This is a genomic window from Paenibacillus sp. GCM10027630 (genome assembly GCF_042676305.1).
Lineage (GTDB): Bacteria > Bacillota > Bacilli > Paenibacillales > NBRC-103111 > Paenibacillus_S.
The window spans coordinates 1-18,650 of the sequence record NZ_JBHTGY010000029.1 but is presented as its reverse complement, the minus strand read 5'-3'; the positions used below and the strand labels follow the sequence as shown (position 1 = coordinate 18,650).

The 18,650-nt window shown below is 43.9% G+C and carries 18 protein-coding genes and 1 rRNA gene; all 19 read left to right on the top strand.

What is annotated here, in order from left to right:
* Positions 1-42 precede the first annotated feature (42 nt).
* Positions 43-1,713: a PucR family transcriptional regulator gene (locus tag ACFQ0C_RS12980; protein WP_379367362.1), complete on the top strand. Its 1,671-nt coding sequence runs from the start codon at positions 43-45 to the stop codon at positions 1,711-1,713.
* 211 nt (positions 1,714-1,924) lie between these two features.
* Positions 1,925-3,208: a dihydroorotase gene (locus ACFQ0C_RS12975; protein WP_379367360.1), complete on the top strand. Its 1,284-nt coding sequence runs from the start codon at positions 1,925-1,927 to the stop codon at positions 3,206-3,208.
* 55 nt (positions 3,209-3,263) lie between these two features.
* Positions 3,264-4,451: a phosphopentomutase gene (deoB, locus tag ACFQ0C_RS12970; protein WP_379367358.1), complete on the top strand. Its 1,188-nt coding sequence runs from the start codon at positions 3,264-3,266 to the stop codon at positions 4,449-4,451.
* Positions 4,452-4,798: 347 nt separating this feature from the next.
* Complete coding sequence (locus ACFQ0C_RS12965) at positions 4,799-5,542, top strand: ABC transporter ATP-binding protein (RefSeq protein WP_258216685.1); 744 nt, start codon at positions 4,799-4,801, stop codon at positions 5,540-5,542.
* Positions 5,542-6,309 carry an ABC transporter permease gene (locus tag ACFQ0C_RS12960; protein WP_258216684.1) on the top strand — a complete coding sequence of 256 codons (768 nt, stop codon included), beginning with the start codon at positions 5,542-5,544 and terminating at the stop codon, positions 6,307-6,309. The genes ACFQ0C_RS12965 and ACFQ0C_RS12960 overlap by 1 nt, the downstream gene beginning before the upstream one ends.
* A gap of 24 nt (positions 6,310-6,333) precedes the next feature.
* Positions 6,334-7,122 (top strand): nucleoside phosphorylase, encoded by a 789-nt coding sequence (locus ACFQ0C_RS12955; RefSeq protein ID WP_171650625.1) that lies wholly within the window; start codon positions 6,334-6,336, stop codon positions 7,120-7,122.
* Positions 7,119-8,159, top strand: coding sequence for an ABC transporter substrate-binding protein (locus ACFQ0C_RS12950; RefSeq protein ID WP_258216682.1), 1,041 nt, complete (start codon positions 7,119-7,121; stop codon positions 8,157-8,159). Before ACFQ0C_RS12955 ends, ACFQ0C_RS12950 begins: the two co-directional genes overlap by 4 nt.
* A gap of 16 nt (positions 8,160-8,175) precedes the next feature.
* Positions 8,176-8,949: an ABC transporter permease gene (locus ACFQ0C_RS12945; RefSeq protein ID WP_379367354.1), complete on the top strand. Its 774-nt coding sequence runs from the start codon at positions 8,176-8,178 to the stop codon at positions 8,947-8,949.
* 223 nt (positions 8,950-9,172) lie between these two features.
* The gene (locus tag ACFQ0C_RS12940) at positions 9,173-10,486 is read left to right on the top strand and encodes a Zn-dependent hydrolase (RefSeq protein WP_379367352.1); all 1,314 of its coding nucleotides are present in this window, start codon (positions 9,173-9,175) and stop codon (positions 10,484-10,486) included.
* Positions 10,455-11,243 (top strand): dihydroorotate dehydrogenase electron transfer subunit, encoded by a 789-nt coding sequence (locus ACFQ0C_RS12935; RefSeq protein ID WP_258216679.1) that lies wholly within the window; start codon positions 10,455-10,457, stop codon positions 11,241-11,243. Before ACFQ0C_RS12940 ends, ACFQ0C_RS12935 begins: the two co-directional genes overlap by 32 nt.
* Positions 11,240-12,187, top strand: coding sequence for a dihydroorotate dehydrogenase (locus ACFQ0C_RS12930; protein ID WP_379367350.1), 948 nt, complete (start codon positions 11,240-11,242; stop codon positions 12,185-12,187). Before ACFQ0C_RS12935 ends, ACFQ0C_RS12930 begins: the two co-directional genes overlap by 4 nt.
* 102 nt (positions 12,188-12,289) lie before the next feature.
* Positions 12,290-13,990, top strand: coding sequence for a methyl-accepting chemotaxis protein (locus tag ACFQ0C_RS12925; RefSeq protein ID WP_379367478.1), 1,701 nt, complete (start codon positions 12,290-12,292; stop codon positions 13,988-13,990).
* Between the two features lie 99 nt (positions 13,991-14,089).
* Positions 14,090-14,272 carry a hypothetical protein gene (locus ACFQ0C_RS12920; protein ID WP_379367348.1) on the top strand — a complete coding sequence of 61 codons (183 nt, stop codon included), beginning with the start codon at positions 14,090-14,092 and terminating at the stop codon, positions 14,270-14,272.
* 229 nt (positions 14,273-14,501) lie between these two features.
* Positions 14,502-15,542: a Delta(5) desaturase DesA gene (desA, locus tag ACFQ0C_RS12915; protein ID WP_379367346.1), complete on the top strand. Its 1,041-nt coding sequence runs from the start codon at positions 14,502-14,504 to the stop codon at positions 15,540-15,542.
* Positions 15,543-15,660: 118 nt separating this feature from the next.
* The gene (locus ACFQ0C_RS12910; RefSeq protein WP_379367344.1) at positions 15,661-16,800 is read left to right on the top strand and encodes a sensor histidine kinase; all 1,140 of its coding nucleotides are present in this window, start codon (positions 15,661-15,663) and stop codon (positions 16,798-16,800) included.
* Positions 16,797-17,396, top strand: a complete 600-nt coding sequence (locus tag ACFQ0C_RS12905) for a response regulator transcription factor (RefSeq protein WP_258216674.1) — start codon at positions 16,797-16,799, stop codon at positions 17,394-17,396. Before ACFQ0C_RS12910 ends, ACFQ0C_RS12905 begins: the two co-directional genes overlap by 4 nt.
* 144 nt (positions 17,397-17,540) lie before the next feature.
* Positions 17,541-17,696, top strand: coding sequence for a DUF1540 domain-containing protein (locus ACFQ0C_RS12900; protein WP_258216673.1), 156 nt, complete (start codon positions 17,541-17,543; stop codon positions 17,694-17,696).
* A 192-nt stretch (positions 17,697-17,888) separates the two neighbouring features.
* Positions 17,889-18,167 carry a hypothetical protein gene (locus ACFQ0C_RS12895; RefSeq protein WP_379367341.1) on the top strand — a complete coding sequence of 93 codons (279 nt, stop codon included), beginning with the start codon at positions 17,889-17,891 and terminating at the stop codon, positions 18,165-18,167.
* A gap of 374 nt (positions 18,168-18,541) precedes the next feature.
* Positions 18,542-18,650: ribosomal RNA gene (locus ACFQ0C_RS12890) — 16S ribosomal RNA — on the top strand; the annotation flags it as partial.

Genomic DNA, 18,650 nt, shown 5'->3' with positions numbered 1-18,650 from the left:
TCCATATGGAAATTTTAACCGACAGAAAGAAGAGGTGGATTAATGGGAGTCAGCGTAAAGGAAGCTATGCAAATCGGCGGACTGATTCAGTGTAAGGTAGTTGCCGGAGAGAAGGGGCTTCATAGAACGATTGACTATATTACAGTCATGGAAGTGCCGGATGTTATTCGGTGGTTAAAAGGAAACGACTTGCTGTTGACCAGCTTGTACCCGATCAAAGACGATCCGGAGGCTATCGGACATTTGGTTCAGCAGCTGCATGATGTTGGAAGCTCAGCCTTAGCTATTAAGACCGAACGTTATGTGAAGGAAATTCCAGAGGTGATCATCGAAGCCGGGAACCGTCTTGGGTTTCCAATAATAGAAATAGAAGATGAAGTCTCTTATCTGGATATTATGACTCCGTTGATGGAGCTTCGATTGAATAAGTCGGATCTGGGCAAAGAGCAGCTGGAAAAGTTTTTTCAGTGGATTACTGAGCTTGCTATGGGTGGGAAGGGAATCCCGTCTTTGGTTGAAGCTGTGCAGCAAATGACGGAAAATATTATTACAGTTGGCTCGGAAGTTCCGGCATTGGAAGGTATTTCGTGGGGGAAAACAGTCGCTCCTCTGACCCGGGCCCAAAAAAACGAGCTGAAAATAGCCAAGCGTTCCATCAGGATGGAGCGAATGCTTGATCATCAGAGCACCCCATGCATAGTAACGCCGCTCTTTTTGAACGATGAATTGTACGGAGATGTTACCTGCTGGCAAACGAAAAGAGAATTTGTTGAGCGTGATTTTCTTGTGCTGGATCGTACGGTATTGTTAATGGCCCTTGAGTTTTTAAAAGTGATTACGAGAGCAGATGTGGAACAAACCTTCAAAGATGATTTTTTATCCGAGGTGCTGACGGGCAATGTTGCGGATAAAGCCGAAGTTATTGAGAAGGGCAAGATGTTCAACTGGAATTTGTCGAAGGACTATCAAGTGTTTGCTATTGCTTATTCCAGCTCTCCGCAGCCTGTTGTAAAACGTGAGAATGAAGCGCTGTGGTTTCAGGAACGCAAACGAAAGCTTCTGCTGAAAGTAAATGATATTTTTCGATTCGATGCCCAAAAGGCTATTATTACAGTTAGAAAAGAACTTATCGTTGTACTTTATCATCGGGAGCCCGCGGTTGGAGCGGGAACGCTTCCCTACACCAATGACCCGCATAACAGCTCGATCATGGATTTAGCGGAATCCGCGCGCCGGCAGCTTTCACAAGAATTCGATGAATTGTCGTTTACCGTTGGCGTAGGAAGATTTTATCAAGGCTTGGAGGGTATTCATCAAGGGTACAAGGAAGCGGTTAAAGCAATTCAGCTGGGAAAGCCAATCAGTGGAAAAACAGGCTGTGTCCATTACGAGGATTTGGGTATTTTTCGTGTACTCGGTCAAGTTAATGATTGGAAGGAAATGGAGGATATCTATTCGGAAACGATCGGCAAGCTGGTGGAATACGATTGGAGCAGCAATGCAAGTCTTGTGATCACCTTGAGGGAATATTTTGCCAACAATTGCTCCCTGGCTGAAACGGCGGAGAAGCTGTTCGTTCATGTTAATACGATGAAATACCGGCTGCAAAAAATAGAACAGCTAACCGGCTGCAGTGTTCACGATGCGGAAAAACGATTGTTGCTCCATATGGGACTGAAAATAGACCAAATTCTGCAGTCGGGAAATGTGTAGCGTTGGTTAAAAAAGTTTGCATGGATAACGAAGTAACTTTTGGAACATTGTCAGCATCGAATACTGAAGAAACCCTTGGAGTACGGGACTCAACTTTTACTCTTGGCTAAACCGACAAAAGTCGGTTTATTTTTTTGTCCTTCCCTACATATTCGTTGCCTCTATTTCTTGATAAAGTTTCTATTATCAGAAGTTCAAGGAGTGACATCTTATGAGAACGCTTATCAAAAATGGAACGGTCATTAATCCTGAGACTCATTTTATGGAAATCACTAACGTAATCATTGAAGATGGAAAAATTGTTCATATTGGACCTATAACGAATGGAATTATCGATCATGTCATTGATGCATCGGGTTTGCTTGTTGTTCCCGGTCTTGTAGATATCCATGTCCATTTCCGGGACCCAGGCTTCCCTCAAAAGGAAACGATTTCATCAGGCGCTTTATCTGCAGCTGCCGGTGGGTTTACAACGGTAGTCTGTATGCCTAACACGAAGCCCAGCATTGATACTGTAGAAACACTGGAGTATGTGCTCCGTACAGGACTGGAGCAAGCGGCCGTCAAGGTTTATTCTTCAGCGGCTCTAACCTACGGGATTGAGGGCAAAGTGCTGACAGAGATGGAGAGCCTGCAGCAAGCCGGGGCGGTTACATTTACAGATGACGGCAAAACTGTGATGGACCCTAAGCTAGTGTACACAGCTTTCCGCAAAGCTGCCGAGCTGGATGTGCCGATCAGCTCCCATTGCGAGGATCATCAATTGGTAAGCGGCGGTTCTCTCAATCAAGGCAAGGTGAGCAATCAGCTTGGAGATCCTGGCATTCCCAGGCTGGGTGAAGAATTGATTATAGCACGAGACATTTTATTCGCAGAAGAAACCGGGGCAAGGCTTCACATTCAGCATGTTTCAACGGCCAGAGGGGTTCAGCTTATACGTGAGGCGAAGGCCAGAGGGGTGCGGGTTACAGGGGAAGGAGCACCGCATCATTTCTCGATAACCGATGAGCAAGCATTAGTATGCGGCACATTGGCTAAAGTTAATCCTCCGCTGCGAACTCGGGAGGATGTGGAGGCTGTAATTGCAGGTCTGGCAGACGGAACGCTGGAAGCTATTGCAACGGATCATGCCCCTCATACATCTGAGGAGAAGGCGCGCCCGCTTGGAGAGGCCCCGTTTGGAATGGTTGGGCTTGAGACGGCTGTTGGCTTGACCTTTACATTCCTCGTGCATTCAGGAAGGCTGGCCCTAACGGATGCAATTGCCAAATTAACGGTCAACCCGTCCAATATTATGGGACTGCCGTCAGGAAGGCTGGCGGAGGGCTTGGACGCCGATATTACAATATTGGATCCACAGAAAGAATGGACGGTAGATCCGGAGCAATTTAAATCGCTATCCCGAAACAGCCCTTTCGCCGGGATGAAGCTCCAAGGGAAAGCTGTGTTAACGATGGTTAATGGAGCTGTTGTTTACGATGAAATGCTCAATTAAGTGTTTAGAACCATAATTTTTGCAGCACAGGTATAGGTGAAGGGGCTAACAACTAATGACTAATCGATATTCAAGGGTTTTCCTCATTGTTCTGGACAGCGTTGGGATAGGGGAGCTTCCGGATGCTTCCGTTTATGGTGATCTCGGTTCCAATACGCTTGGACATATAGCGGAGGCTGTCGGAGCATTACGACTGCCTCATTTGGAACAAATGGGACTTGGCCGCATCGGACCTATTCAAAGCATACAAGCTGTTGAGCATGCGAAGGCTCATTATGGGAAGATGGCTGAGCTTTCAGCGGGCAAGGATACATTGACTGGACACTGGGAAATCATGGGTGTGCGGAATGATGTTCCTTTCCAAACGTATCCTGAAGGGTTCCCGGAAACGTTCATACAAGCTTTGGAATCGCTGTCAGGCCGTTCAGTTATCGGCAATAAGGTGGCATCCGGAACTGAAATATTGGATGAGCTAGGCTCGGAGCATATGCAAAGCGGAGCTCTTATTGTATACACCTCAGCCGATAGTGTGCTCCAAATTGCCGCGCATGAAGATATCGTTCCCCTTGCTGAGCTATATGAGATTTGCGGTAAAGCCAGGGAAATGACCCTGAATGCGGATAATTTTGTAGGCAGGGTTATTGCGCGTCCTTTCATAGGTGAGCCTGGCCAATTCAGTAGAACTCCGAATCGGCGGGATTACGCCGTGATGCCGCCAACGGCGACGGTGATGGACCATTTGGTTAAGGCTGGATATGACAGCATTGGGATTGGTAAGATTTCCGATATATTTGCAGGTTTAGGCGTTACGGAAAGCTTGAAAACGAAGTCCAATCAGGATGGAGTAGATCAATTAATTAAGGTCATGCAACAGGATTTCAACGGCTTATGCTTCTTGAATCTTGTTGATTTTGACGCTATTTATGGGCATCGCCGTGACCCGCAAGGCTATGCTAGGGCGCTGGAGGAGTTCGATGCTCGTTTACCTGAAATTCTGGAAGGCTTAGGCTCCAATGACTTGTTGATCATCACAGCCGATCATGGCAATGATCCGACCCATACGGGTACAGATCATACAAGGGAATATGTACCTCTGCTTGTATCGAAGAAGGGTTTGGGCAAGGGAAGCGACCTTGGAATCCGCTCGACCTTTGCCGACATAGGAGCAACGATTGCAGATAATTTCCTCGTAGAACTCCCGCCTCAGGGAGAGAGCTTTCTATCTAGCATCGAGGAGCAATAGCCGTATAGTCCGTAAGGACAGAGGGCATGAATAATGTAGGGAAATGCTGCTAGCATAGCCAGCAAGCTCCCAAACGTCATGACTTACATCCTGCTCAAAATGGGGAATAGCCTTTGTAAAACAGCTCAAATACCACATAGTTAACATTAATATAAGCTAAAAAAGCCGTTGAACAACAAATGGAAAAATGTACATTGTCTTAATGGACGAATGTGAAACTTATTTTTTGTCCTCACGGACATATCAGATCACATTTTAAACGGATAAAATATATTTTATACAACCGATAGGGACTTTTTAGAGAAAGTAATATCGTAAAAGATGAAAGTGAAGGGGTGTTATCCAGCATGTCTACTACAGCAATTCGCATTGAGGATGTAAACAAGATATACAAGGCAAGCGATGGTCGAGAGGTACAGGCTTTAACACATATTGATTTGAATGTGAAAAAAAGTGAATTTATTTCCATCATAGGTCCATCAGGCTGCGGGAAATCAACTTTACTAAGAATACTTGCGAATTTGGATACCCCATCATCAGGTTCGATAACTTGGGAGAAATCAGCTGATAACATTGGCTTTGTGTTTCAGGATGCTACTCTGCTTCCATGGAAAACCGTTTATCAAAATGCCAAGTTTCCGTTGGAAGTAAAGAAATTGGAAACCAAAGAGAATATGGAAAACCTGGATAAGCTGCTGGAGCTTGCGGGATTAAAGGGCTTTGAAAAAGCATATCCACGTGAATTGTCCGGCGGTATGAGGCAGCGGGTAGCGATAGTTCGAGCGTTGTCCTATAACCCTGATGTTCTGTTGATGGATGAGCCGTTCGGTGCTTTGGATGCGCTGACTCGGGATAAAATGGGAATTGAGCTGCTTCGGATTTGGACGGAAACGAAAAAAACGATTTTGTTTGTAACACACAGCATTTCCGAAGCGGCATTTTTATCCGATCGTGTTATCGTAATGTCTCCACGCCCGGGAAAGATCGATGAAATTATCGATATTGATCTGCCGCATCCCCGAACTGTGGAAATGAAGGAAACGATTGAGTTTGTGAATTACGTTAAAAAGCTAAGGGAAGTGTTAGGCTAATGCTGAGATTGAGACAAGTTGGAGAGTATTTAGCAGCCATCCTTTTTCTTGTACTCGTGTGGTATGTGTACGTCGTAGCATTCGATGTGCCGGCATTTATAGTACCGCTTCCAGCGGATGTTGGAAAAGCGCTTATAGAGATGTTTTCCACTCAGGATTTGATGCACCATTTCTTAGTTACCTCAGGTGAAGTGCTTGCAGGCTTCGTATTGGGTATTGTTTTCGGTTATGCGATCGGCTATCTGATTGGTAAATTCAAATTTCTTGAAGATGCGCTGATGCCGTATATTCTTTTGGCCCAAACGGCACCGAAGATTGCTCTTGCTCCGTTGTTCGTTATATGGTTCGGATTAGGGTTTACCTCCAAGCTGATGTTAATTATTTCGATGGTGTTTTTCCCGGTTATGCTGGGTGCGATATTCGGATTGAAAAGCGTCACTTATAACCTGAAATGCTTGATGCAAATTACAGGCTTAAACTGGTGGCAAAAAATCGTTCAAGTCGAGCTGCCCCATTCCCTGCCGCAAATTTTTGCAGGCTTAAAGGTCGGAATGGTACAGGCCGTTATTGCAGCTATTGTTGCAGAGTGGATATCCGGTGAAAGCGGGTTAGGTTATTTGCTGGTATTTAACAGCACCACTTATAATTCTCCCATGCTTTTTGCCAGTATTATATACACCATTGTCGTTGGAATCATTTTCTACGCACTTATTAGCTTTTTAGAAAATCGTTTTCTATTCTGGCACGATTCCAAGCAAATGAAATAATTCGAGAGGATGTGAGGGCAGGTCATGACCAGGTTTATTCAAGCGGATTTCCCCTTATACGAAGGCACGAAAGTACCGCATCTTCGGATTTCCGAAGGAGAGACAGCGCCCTATGTATTACTGCCGGGTGATCCGGGGCGTGTTGAGCTGATTCGCGATTTGTTTAGCAATTATAAGATCATCAGCTCCAATCGTGAATTTAAAGTAGGGACAGGCGAATTCAACGGCAATCCAGTCTCCGTATGTTCGACAGGTATTGGCGGTCCTTCTACCGAAATAGCCGTTCTCGAATTGCTCCGATTAAAGGCCAAATGCTTGCTTAGAATTGGTGGAACCGCTGCTATTCAAGAAGGAATTGATTGTGGGGATATGATCATCAACACAGGCAGTGTTCGATTGGGAGGGACTACGAATCATTATGCGCGTCCCGAATTTCCAGCGTTGGCCAATCATTATGTGGTGCAGGCGCTGATTGAAGCCTGTGAGGATCTGGGTTACCGCTATCATCTCGGCATAGGCGCAACGACCTCTTCGTTTTACCATGGTCAGGGAAGAGACGTAAGCCCTTATAATTACTCGGCGAACATCATTGAGGAAATGAAGGCGCTTGGAGTGCTTAATTTGGAGATGGAATCAGAAACACTTTTGACCATTGCTTCAGTTATGGGAGCTTATGCAGGCACATTGCTTGTTGTCCATGCCAACCGAATCACGAATCAATGGCTGGTGGATTATGAAGAAAGCCAAATGAAATTATGCAAGGTCGCGTTGCACGCAGTAGACAAATTGATAACTAGGGGTGTTGTTTCATGATGAAGAAGAAATCGCTTAGCCTTTTACTCAGTCTTACGCTTGCTGGCAGCTTATTGGCAGCTTGTGGCGCCAAACCTAATGATACTGCACAAACGCCTGCTGCCGGTGGAGAGAAGCCCAAGGAAATTCAGAAGGTTACGGTTCAAATGGATGGAGCAGCTGTTCCTTACTATGCACCGATGTATGTAGCCAAAGAGCAAGGCTTCTTTAAGGAGCAAGGTCTTGATGTCGATTTCGTGTATGCAGATGCTGCCAGTATCGTGAAAAACGTTGCTGCAGACAATGTGCAATTCGGATTTCCTAATGCGGATGCCGTTATTACAGCAAAATCACAAGGCATTCCCGTAAAAGTTGTGCACACAACTTATCAGCGCGGTCTGGGAGCAACCATTTTCAAAAAAGGCAAAGGAATTACAAGCCCTAAAGATTTGAAAGGTAAAACGGTTGCTGTAACCAGCTTCGGAAGCCCGAATTATATCCAACTGCAAGTGCTGCTTGAGAAAAATGGCATGAATATCAAGGATGTTAATGCCAAAATCGTAGGTACCGGCGCTATTGTAAATGCATTGGTGTCTGATGAAGTTGATGCCATCACCTTCTCCATGCTGAGAACGGTTGAGCTTAAAAACAGCGGCGTGGATGTGGATGAAATTCGTTCCGATGATTTCCTTCCTTCCTTTGGTAATGTTGTCGTAACTTCGGATAAATACTTGTCCACGAATAAGAACACGGTTATCGCGTTCAACAAAGCTTTGAACCAGTCATTGGATTATATTATTAAAGGAAATGTGAAAGCTGCTGTTGATATGTCCATCAAGAAATATGCTACGTCGTCTGAAGGCAAACAGGAAATTACTGAAAAAATCTTCAATGATGTGTTCATTCCTTATTTGTGGCAGAGCGATCTGACTAAGAAGGATGGCTATGGTGCTGCTGATATGGCCAGATGGCAAACGTCAATCGATACTCAAAAGACATTTGATATTATCAAGACAACCTTTAAAGCGGAAGATTTAGTTGTCCCAAATCTAAAGTAACGCAGGTGAATGCACTATGAATTATTTTGGACGAAAAAGTTTTCTCGTTATCCTTACGTTACTGGTGTTCGTTGGTTTGTGGCAGGCATACGTATCTGTTTTTCATATACCGGTACAAATTCTTCCGGGGCCTGCATTGTTTGTATCCAAATTTCTTAATATTTTAACGATGGGGGATATGGGAACCCACATTGGGATTACGTTATATGAGATATTCATCGGATTTCTGATCGGTTGTGTACTTGGGTTACTTTTCGGTTATTTGCTGGCCAAAAGCGTATTGTTGGAACGTCTGTTCAATCCGTATATTGTTTTGGTTCAAATAGCACCGAAAATTTCTATTGCACCACTGTTTCTCTTATGGTTCGGCTTGGGTGCAACCTCGAAGATTGCACTCGTCATCTTGGTCGTATTTTTCCCCATCATGGTCAATACGATCGTCGGTATCCGTTCTGTAGAAAAGAATATGCAGGATTTGCTGCATATTCTGAAGGCTAACCGGTGGCAGCGTTTCTGGACGGTAGAAATTCCTTATTCCTTGCCTTCTATTATGTCCGGTGTCAAAGTATCTACAACCTATGCAATAACGGGTGCGGTTATCGGTGAAATGATTGGCGCTAAGGCAGGGTTAGGGTATCTGGTCATTCTGGGCAGTGAAACCTATGACATTAATATGATTTTAACGGCGGTTTTATTGTTAAGCGTAATTGGCTTACTGCTATACATGCTGTCGAATATGTTGGAGAAAAGACTGCTTCGTTGGCATGAGTCTCAAGAGCTTATTATGTAAATATTTTACGTTTCTACCCGCCCCGACGTTTAAGTCATCTGTCTGACAGATCTGAAGCGTCGGGGTGTTTCATTTAAACCTGGAATTATGAGCTCTTATCGGTATTTTTTTCTTATCCAAACAGACAAAAGAAACTGACATCTTTCGGCTTTATACACAATGACTGTTCTTTTTCTCTTACGTATACTGAGGAAAAAGCTTAGGTATAATGAGGTGATTGCTCGTGAATATAAATCGTTTGGAAGCTGCATTGAAGGAAGTTAACGAGATCGGGGCTGCAAATGGAGAGGGAATAACGAGACTTGCCTATTCCAGGGAGCATTGGGAAGCAAATGAATATTTGATCCGAAAATGCAAGGATGAAGGTATGTCGGTGCGGATTGACGCCTGCGGGAATGTTATAGCCCGGCGTGAAGGCAGTGAACCTCAGCTTCCCGCAGTGACATGCGGATCGCATCTCGATACAGTACAGCATGGCGGCGGATACGATGGAACTCTCGGAGTTATTGCAGGGTTGGAAATGATTCGAAGCTTGAATGAGAAGGGGATTGTTACGCGCAATCCTATTGAGCTGATTTCATTTGCCTGTGAAGAATCAGCGCGCTTCGGTGTATCGACCATTGGAAGCAAAGCTATGGCTGGCAAGTTAAACAAAGAATCGCTGCAAAAGCTGCGTGACAATGAGGGTGTTTCATTTCCAGAAGCATTAGCAGCAGTTGACCTGGACTTTGCCCATATCGAAACGGCGCGAAGAAGCGGGAAAGATATTAAAACTTTTTTCGAGCTTCACATTGAGCAAGGCCCATTGCTTGAAAACAGTGGTAGGGAAGTTGGGATCGCAACTGGAATAGCTGCTCCCATCCGCCTGGAGGTTACGATCCAAGGCAAGGCTTCCCATTCGGGGACGACCCCGATGAATATGCGTAAGGATGCGCTTATTGGAGCGGCCGAGATCATTACGGAGCTGGAAAAGGCAGCGTTAGAGGAAGCCGAGCATGGTACGGTTGCCACAGCAGGAGTATGTGATGTTCAACCAGGAGCGATGAATGTCGTACCGGACTGGGTAAGCTTAAAGATCGATATTCGTGGCACCGTTATAACATCCAGACAATTCATCATTGAACGTCTGTCTCAGCTGTTCAGAGGATTGCAAAAAAGACGGGGACTTCAGGTCGAAGCTCGAATCTTAAGTGATGAGAAGCCCGTCGTTCTGGATAAATATACAGTACGATTATTATCTACTTTATGTGAAGCTCAAGGTATCGCTTACATGAATATGATGAGCGGTGCCGGGCATGATGCGATGAATATGGCAAGTATTTGTCCGACTGGCTTGATTTTCATTCCATCGAGGGACGGATTAAGCCATCATAAGGATGAATACAGCTCCATTGCCCAAATAGCTAAAGGCGCCGCCTTGTTGGAAGAAGTCGTTCTCCGGTGTGCGGAAGAAGTTCAGAAAAAGCCGGCCGGGACATTTAAAAACATGGATAGGAGCAAACATCATGAGAGCGGAAAAACGAAAAGTATTATCTAATCAACAAGTGAGTGAACGTTATTGGCATATGATTGTCGATGCATCGAACCTGCATATTTCAGCCAGGCCCGGACAATTTTTTAATGTCCTGTGCGGGGAGGATAATTACCCTCTGCTGCGTCGGCCATTTAGCATATATAGAATTAATAAAGATTCCAACACGCTCGAATTTCTTTATTTGGTCAAAGGAATCGGTACGCAGCGCTTAGCTGGAATAAAGGCTGGAGAAACAGTCGATATTTTCGGACCGCTCGGTACAGGGTTTACTTTACGGGAAAACGAAGGGACCATTCTTATGCTTGCGCGCGGAGTGGGCATAGCGACATTGGCAGCACTCGCGCAGGAAGCAGCAGAGCAGGGAATTCGCAGCGTCGCGATTCTTAGTGCAAGAACGCGCAATGATTTACTCGCAGCTGAGGCGCTTCAAGGCTTTGGAGCAAAGGTCTATAAAGTGACGGATGAGGACGGCACTAGCGGTGTCGGACATGTACGACAGTTGATTGAGCAAATTATGAGCGAGGATGATATTAGCGCTGCTTACACCTGTGGATCGAAACGGCTGTCCATGCTTTTGCAGGAGGTTGCAGCGGAAAAGGATATTTTCGCAGAAATCGCTTTGGAAGAAAATATGGGCTGTGCAATGGGCGTTTGTTTTGCTTGTGTTTGTGATATTCAAGAGGCGGACGGTTCGACCCGGACTGTAAGGGTTTGTAAAGAAGGACCCGTGTTTTCCTTGGAACAGGTGGTGTTGGCATGATGAAAGTGGATCAGGAAACATTGAATCTGGAAGTTAATATCGGGAGTCTTCGGCTGCAGAATCCGATTATGCCTGCATCCGGCGCCTTTGGTGAAGAAATGGATCAGGTGATCGACTTTAATCGAATCGCCGCCATCGTACCCAAAAGCATAACGAAATATCCCCGCAAAGGGAATTTGACTCCTCGAGTATGCGAGGTTCCGGCAGGTATGATCAATTCCATCGGAATTCAGAGCAAAGGAATTGAGTACTATCTGGAAAAGACCATTCCTTATTATAAGCAATATGACGTTCCTCTAATCTCGAGCATATCAGCAGATTCGATCGATGAGTTTGCTGAAATGGCAGAGATAATCGGCAAGCTGGGTGACGTTCATGCATTAGAATTGAACATTTCATGCCCTAACCTGAAAGGGAACGGCTTAGCCTTCGGCATGGACCCGGAAGCAACTCGTTCACTGGTTATGCGTGTGAAGGAAGTTACGGATAAACCGATCATTGCCAAGCTTTCGCCTAATGTGACAAGTATTCAGGAAATTGCACTTGCAGCCGAACAAGGCGGAGCGGACGGATTGAATGTGGCTAACACGATATTGGCAATGGCCATCGATATCCATACGCGTAAGCCAAAGATCGGCAATAACATGGGGGGCTTATCCGGTCCTGCGGTCAAGCCGATTATTGTCCGGATGATCTACCAGGTCCGGCAAGTTACGAGCCTCCCGATTATCGGTTGCGGGGGCGTCATGAACGGAGAAGACGCTATCGAAATGATTTTGGTTGGAGCTACCGCTGTGCAAGTAGGAACGGCCAGTTTTGTCCAACCAACCGCTATGCTCGATATTTTACAGGAAATAAAGGACTATATGGTGCAGTATCAAGTTCAGGATATTAAAGAATTAATTGGGAAAGTTATGGTAAACAGCACTTATATTGCGGATTAACTATCCGCTAGTTCTACATAGGAAGTTCGGCGCTATAAGAATGTAAATCAGCAGTATGACGTACAGATGATGCTCATAACTGCCGGGAGGTTTATCTTGAGTATGGATGTGCTCCGCAATCTAAGGTTTCGATATAAAATTTTTATATTGAATGTAACGGCCATTATTGCAATCCTTCTTATTGCGCTTGTAGGTTATCACTATATGACGGGTATGGCTGTGAATACAAAGGAAATGTATACTAACAGGCTGCTGCCCGTTAAATGGGTAAATGCCATTCAAACGGCTACACGTATGAATGAAGGAAGTATGCTTGAGTTTGTATTGACCAAGGATGAATTGTTGAAAAGCAAAATAAGCAAGCAGGATCAATTTATCGATTCTTCGATAGAAGAATACGGAAAGCTTGCATTGAGTCCGAAAGAGCTGGAGCTCATTCAGCAGTATAAGGCTCTGCTTCCAGCCTATCGCGCTTCTGTTGTCAAAGTCATTGAGCTGGCTGCTGCCAATAACGAAGCGAAGGCTTATGATGCTTTTGTGACGGAAGCCAGCAGATTGGGCAATCAAATTAATCAAGTTCTCACTGATTTATCTGCACACAATGAGCAAATTGCCGAGCAGTTATATGAGCAAACAGAGAACGAGGCCACTACGGCACAAATCTTCACCTTAATTGCAACCTTGCTGGCAGTAGGTATATTTATTATCGTAGGATTTCTTATCAACTATGTAATTACAAAACCGATTCTCTCGCTGCAATCCCTGATGAACCGGGCTGAAGCTGGAGATCTTTCGGTTGTTGGCGATTACCCTTACCGGGATGAGGTGGGCAACCTAACCAACTCCTTTAATAAAATGCTGCAGGGGTTGCGTGGCTTGGTCGTACAAGTATCAGAGAACGCGCTCATTATTTCGGCAAGCTCTCAACAGCTGCTTGCGAGTACTGAACAAGGAGCATCCGCTTCTCAACAAATCGCCTCTTCAAGCGAGCATCTGGAGCTGGAGCTGGACAAACAAGTTAATAGTATAGAAGATGCTACTGCAGCTATTTATCAAATTAGGCAAAATGTTGTAACTATTGGCGATAGCGGTGAGAATGTATATGTATCTGCAAGTAAAGCGGCGAGCTTCTCCAAAGAAGGAGCCTCGACCGTATCATCGGTATCGGAGCAAATGAAGTCGATTTATTCAACGGTAAAAGACCTCGACTCCACGGTAGAGCTGCTGACAGGACATATTCAGGAAATCGGGAAATTCGTCACAGTCATTCATGAGATTTCCACTCAAACTAACCTTCTGTCCCTGAATGCAGCCATTGAAGCGGCACGAGCAGGAGAAGCGGGAAAAGGCTTTACTGTGGTAGCTGAAGAGGTGAGGAAGCTTGCCGATGAATCAGCCGGCTCCTCTCAGCAAATTGAGAAGCTGATCGGTTCGATTCAAGCGGAGATGAAGCGGATTGGCAGCACGATGCGGCACGGATTAAATGAAGTCGAGCTAGGAATCGAAAAAACGAAGCATACCCAAGTCGTGTTTCATCATATTGATGAGGCGGTTGATCACGTATACGTGGGAGTTGCGAGCGTTAAGGATACTATTGACCAGCTTATCGCGGGCAGCCAAAGAATCGTATCTGTGATGGATGTGGTAAATAACGTGGCTAAGGAAGGCATGACAGTCAGCCGGCAAAGCACAGCATCCAGTCAGGAGCAGCTTTCCAGCATGGAGGAGATCAGGAGTGCGGCTGATGCCCTTGCCAAGCTATCGGAGGAGCTGCAGCTGACGCTGCAGCATTTTCGATTGTAAATGTTGGGTGAAAATAAAAAGATAATGATTATTTATGCATTTTAATGTATAATTATGAAGAATCATTACAATTTTATAGAGATAGAAGGGATGATTTAGATGGATAAAGTAGAGAGAGTAAAAGTATTATCAGAGCTGTATGAACTAATTAACATGTACTATGTAGAACGTGATCAACCGAGTGAGGAAAACAACTTTTTTGCAAAAGTAGAGAACTGCTGCAACCAATTGGATCTGGATTTTGATGAATTGAAAAAAGTATTTGAACTTAACTCTATATAATAAATTATGTACAAAAAACAGAGAGATAAAGGAACTAGCTGCTAGCTGTTCCTTTATCTCTCTGTTTTTTGTGTTTTCCAGGTGACTCACCGTAACACTTCGGTTATCTTCATATGACATTTGTCATGTGTTAGTACTGACACTTATGACTAACGCCGTAGACATGCATGGATTAGAATAGATGTAGAGCTATAGTCAGCTTAAGTGTGTACATTACAAGGAGGAACCTATGCCTAGTTCTAATCATCAAGCCCAGTTGAGAAAAAATGTCGCCCCTTATGAAAAATCCAGCACTAAATCGAGCATAAGACAAATTCTCAACACATTGCCTCCTTTTATTTTATTGTGGCTTGCCGCGTATTTCAGCATGTCCGTATCGTATTGGCTTACCCTTGTGTTTGCTATACTGGCATCGGGTTTTGTCATTCGGACCTTCATTATTTTTCATGATTGCTGCCATCAATCCTTTTTCAAAAATCGACTAGCGAATGAAATTGTGGGAACCATTACAGGAGTTATTACTCTTTTTCCTTACCATCAGTGGAAGAATGCCCACTCTATACATCATGCAACAAGCAGCAACTTAGATAAACGGGGTATCGGCGATATATGGATGCTTACCGTAGATGAATATCTTGCCTTGCCTGTCTGGAGACGTATTGCTTACCGACTGTACCGTAACCCCGTTACGATGCTCGTGCTTGGCCCTATCTACACCTTCCTTATAGCTCAACGCTTCAATGTAAAGGGAGCTCGTAAGGCTGAGCGTATTAACACATGGATTACTAATGTAAGTATTGTTGCCTTGTACAGTGTTGTCTGCTGGGCAATCGGCTGGCAAACCTTTTTGCTTATTCAAGGTCCTATTTTTTGGATTTCGGGTGCACTTGGCATTTGGTTATTTTACGTACAGCATCAGTTTGAGGATTCCTACTTTGAGAAGGAAGAGGATTGGAGCTACGTGAAGGCTGCTGTTGATGGAAGCTCTTACTATAAGCTCCCTAAAGTATTGCAATGGATAACGGGAAATATTGGCTTTCATCATGTGCATCATTTAAATCCAAGAGTTCCCAATTATAATCTGGAGCAAGCTCATAACGCAGTGCCGCCATTGCAGCACGCTACTACTATAACAATCGCTACCAGTCTAAAAGCTTTAAACTACCGTCTTTGGGATGAAGAAAGCAAGTCTTTTGTAGGCTTCAGAGAAATCCGCCATTTGCTCATAAAGCCCAAACCGTTAACGACTGGCGCTAAAAAATCGGCATAGAGGCATACTAGAAAAGTCAATGTAAAGCTTTTATATACAATCATGCAATGACAACCCATTCTTTGATATATATGTTAAAATAGTAGTAACGACTGTACATCAATTAGGAGAACTTGCCATGCAGCTGAAGAAATACCAACTATTCCCTAAAAGCACTGGACTTAGCCCCTATGTGTGGCTCGTGTTTGGTATTCTTCCGTTCTATTTTATATTCCGTTCTTCATCCAATCTCGAGATCACATCCGGCATTCTGATGATTATCGCCTTCTTTTTCTGCTATCGGCTGACCTTTTATTATAAAGGCTGGCCGGTATATGTAGGGGTAAGCTTGCAAATTGCTATATCCATAACGATGACGATTCTTTTTAACTATGCTTATTTTTCCTTCTTTCTTGCTTTCTTTATTGGGAATATTCAGAATAAGGCCGGATTTATTACCCTTTATACCGTTCATATAGTTACGAGCATCATAACCGTTAATATTGGTTTTATCCTGCAAAATAAGTTTTTCCTATCACAAGCCCCATTTATATTAATCTGTCTTATCGGCGTCGTATTGCTTCCATTAGGGAGTTATAACCGAAATAAGCGTGGAGAGCTTCAGGAGCAGCTTAAGGATGCCAACATGAGGATTTCTGAGCTGGTTAAGATTGAAGAGCGTCAGCGTATAGCTCGCGATCTGCATGATACACTTGGTCAAAAGCTCTCTCTCATTGGGTTGAAAAGTGACCTTGCCAGCAAATTAATAACTAAAGATCCCGATCGGGCACGTGCAGAAATAAAGGACGTTCAGCAAACAGCTAGAACGGCTTTAAAGGAAGTTAGACATATCGTTTCGCAAATGAGGGGAACGAGAATCGAAGAGGAAATTTCTCATGTCCAGCAAATTTTGAAGGCAGCCCAAATTGATTTCCATTTGGAAGGCAACGAAGCTATTTCTAATGTCTCTTTATTGTCAGAGAATGTGTTAAGCATGTGTCTGAAGGAGGCTGTAACGAATGTGGTCAAGCATAGCGGCGCCTCGGCTTGCTCTCTCACGTTTGAGCGGACTCAATCCGAGCTGCTGATGAAAGTCCACGACAATGGTATTGGCTTGGGTGAGCAATCCTGCATTAAACGGGGCAATGGCCTGCAGGGCATGAAAGAAAGACTGGAATTCGTCAATGGAAGCCTTGAATTTGCATTGACCAAAGGAACAACAATCATCACGAGAATCCCCCAGATGATAAACCAATCGGATAAGGGTGAGCGTACATGATACGAATTGTGATTGCAGAAGATCAACGAATGTTACTGGGAGCTCTAGGTTCCCTGCTTGATTTGGAAGAGGACATGGAGGTTGTAGGCAAAGCGGCGGATGGGGAAAAAGCTTTGGAGCTCGTTCGTCTACATCAACCGGATGTTTGTATTATGGATATTGAAATGCCCTTGAAAACGGGACTTGAGGTTGCTGAACAGCTAAAAGGAGACCGTTGTAAGGTCATCATTCTAACGACCTTCGCCCGTGCAGGCTATTTTGATCGAGCCATCAAAGCAGGTGTAAGCGGGTATTTGTTGAAGGATAGTCCAAGCGAAGAATTAGCCAACACCATTCGCAGTGTCCTGAGCGGCCGTCGGGTTTATGCCTCCGAACTGGTGGATGAGGCGTATAGCGATGATAATCCTCTGACTGAGCGAGAGAAGCAGGTTCTATCTTTAATTGCCGATGGAAAGAATACCAAGGAAATTGCGAGTCAGCTCTACCTTACTACAGGAACGATTCGAAATTATATTTCCATCATCCTCGATAAGCTCGATGTTAGCAACCGGATCGAAGCTATCAAGCATTTTAATGAAAAAGGATGGTTCAAATGATAGCCGCGGGAGATACTTACCTTCCTGTGGCTTTCTTTGTGTTTGAAATCGGATAACGGTAATTATAGAAGAAATCAAATAAACTACAGGAATGTTAACTCTATAGTTAGACCATACTGTTTAGTAAGGAGGAGGTGAAAGTATATGGCAAAAGATGTACTATGCGACGTGAATTCCTGTAAGTATTGGGCGACGGGTAATAAATGCAATGCTACCTCGATTTATGTAGTTAGCCATCGCGGTAAACAGGCTGCTAATTCGGAGGAAACGGATTGTAAAACTTTTGAACCTCAAATTTAATAACTATCTCGAAAAGCAACTGTTACAGCAGTTGCTTTTTTCATCCTTAGTTTAACCGACAATGATAATCGTTATCACAAATTTTGAAAATTTTTTTATTATCCTAAATAAGCCTACTATTATACATAAGAACAATTCTTTGCTGTCATATTCTTTTGAAAACTGTTAAACTAATAGGATGCTTTTATAGGCATGAAAAAAATAGCTGAGGAGAATAAAATGAATACAACGATACTAAATAAATATTGTATTGATACGGTGGGGTTTGCAGTTACCAAAATTGGGAAGATTACTAAAGTGGCGAATAGAACCATCCATGTGGATTGGGGTTTTAAAAGTATGATTTATATAAATAAAGACTTTCGGTGGATACCTCTTACTAAGGAAGAGATTGAAAAAAAGTACAAGAAGAATAAGTTTTCAGCAGATGCTTTGAAAAGAGCGTTGGAATTAGGTTTTGAAATCCAGTAAAAACAGGCAGCGGCTTGTCAGTTTTTAACAGGCAAAAAGACTTGCAATAAGATTGTTATATGTGGTATATTGTCAATCTTGCTGTTGAGAAACGGCAAAAAAAGATAAGTAAATAAATAAAAATAAAGTACTTGCAATTAGTAAACAACATGTGTTATATTGATTCAGCTGCTTACGAGGCAGTGAAACAAACGAGTAAATAGAACATGATTGCCCTTTGAAAACTGAACAACGAGTGAGTGTTAAAATAGAGAATGTAAATTCTCGCTAGCATTACTTTTGAGCTTAAGACAAGCTTTTTTACACCCATGTAATGTGGGGCCCCCGAAAAGTATTCGGAATTCTCTGCGGAGGTTCACGTCACTTTTTGGGGTATCGTGGAGAGTTTGATCCTGGCTCAGGACGAACGCTGGCGGCGTGCCTAATACATGCAAGTCGAGCGGATTGTTCCTTCGGGAACAGTTAGCGGCGGACGGGTGAGTA

Bases quoted from the DNA above. Each gene is read 5' to 3' on its own strand.
- ACFQ0C_RS12930 (WP_379367350.1), top strand. From the start codon at position 11,240: ATGATGAAAGTGGATCAGGAAACATTGAATCTGGAAGTTAATATCGGG.
- ACFQ0C_RS12955 (WP_171650625.1), top strand. From the start codon at position 6,334: ATGACCAGGTTTATTCAAGCGGATTTCCCCTTATACGAAGGCACGAAA.
- ACFQ0C_RS12920 (WP_379367348.1), top strand. From the start codon at position 14,090: ATGGATAAAGTAGAGAGAGTAAAAGTATTATCAGAGCTGTATGAACTA.
- ACFQ0C_RS12910 (WP_379367344.1), top strand. From the start codon at position 15,661: ATGCAGCTGAAGAAATACCAACTATTCCCTAAAAGCACTGGACTTAGC.
- ACFQ0C_RS12945 (WP_379367354.1), top strand. From the start codon at position 8,176: ATGAATTATTTTGGACGAAAAAGTTTTCTCGTTATCCTTACGTTACTG.
- ACFQ0C_RS12905 (WP_258216674.1), top strand. From the start codon at position 16,797: ATGATACGAATTGTGATTGCAGAAGATCAACGAATGTTACTGGGAGCT.
- ACFQ0C_RS12975 (WP_379367360.1), top strand. From the start codon at position 1,925: ATGAGAACGCTTATCAAAAATGGAACGGTCATTAATCCTGAGACTCAT.
- desA (WP_379367346.1), top strand. From the start codon at position 14,502: ATGCCTAGTTCTAATCATCAAGCCCAGTTGAGAAAAAATGTCGCCCCT.
- ACFQ0C_RS12925 (WP_379367478.1), top strand. From the start codon at position 12,290: ATGGATGTGCTCCGCAATCTAAGGTTTCGATATAAAATTTTTATATTG.
- ACFQ0C_RS12965 (WP_258216685.1), top strand. From the start codon at position 4,799: ATGTCTACTACAGCAATTCGCATTGAGGATGTAAACAAGATATACAAG.
- ACFQ0C_RS12950 (WP_258216682.1), top strand. From the start codon at position 7,119: ATGATGAAGAAGAAATCGCTTAGCCTTTTACTCAGTCTTACGCTTGCT.
- ACFQ0C_RS12935 (WP_258216679.1), top strand. From the start codon at position 10,455: ATGAGAGCGGAAAAACGAAAAGTATTATCTAATCAACAAGTGAGTGAA.
- ACFQ0C_RS12895 (WP_379367341.1), top strand. From the start codon at position 17,889: ATGAAAAAAATAGCTGAGGAGAATAAAATGAATACAACGATACTAAAT.
- ACFQ0C_RS12960 (WP_258216684.1), top strand. From the start codon at position 5,542: ATGCTGAGATTGAGACAAGTTGGAGAGTATTTAGCAGCCATCCTTTTT.
- deoB (WP_379367358.1), top strand. From the start codon at position 3,264: ATGACTAATCGATATTCAAGGGTTTTCCTCATTGTTCTGGACAGCGTT.
- ACFQ0C_RS12900 (WP_258216673.1), top strand. From the start codon at position 17,541: ATGGCAAAAGATGTACTATGCGACGTGAATTCCTGTAAGTATTGGGCG.
- ACFQ0C_RS12980 (WP_379367362.1), top strand. From the start codon at position 43: ATGGGAGTCAGCGTAAAGGAAGCTATGCAAATCGGCGGACTGATTCAG.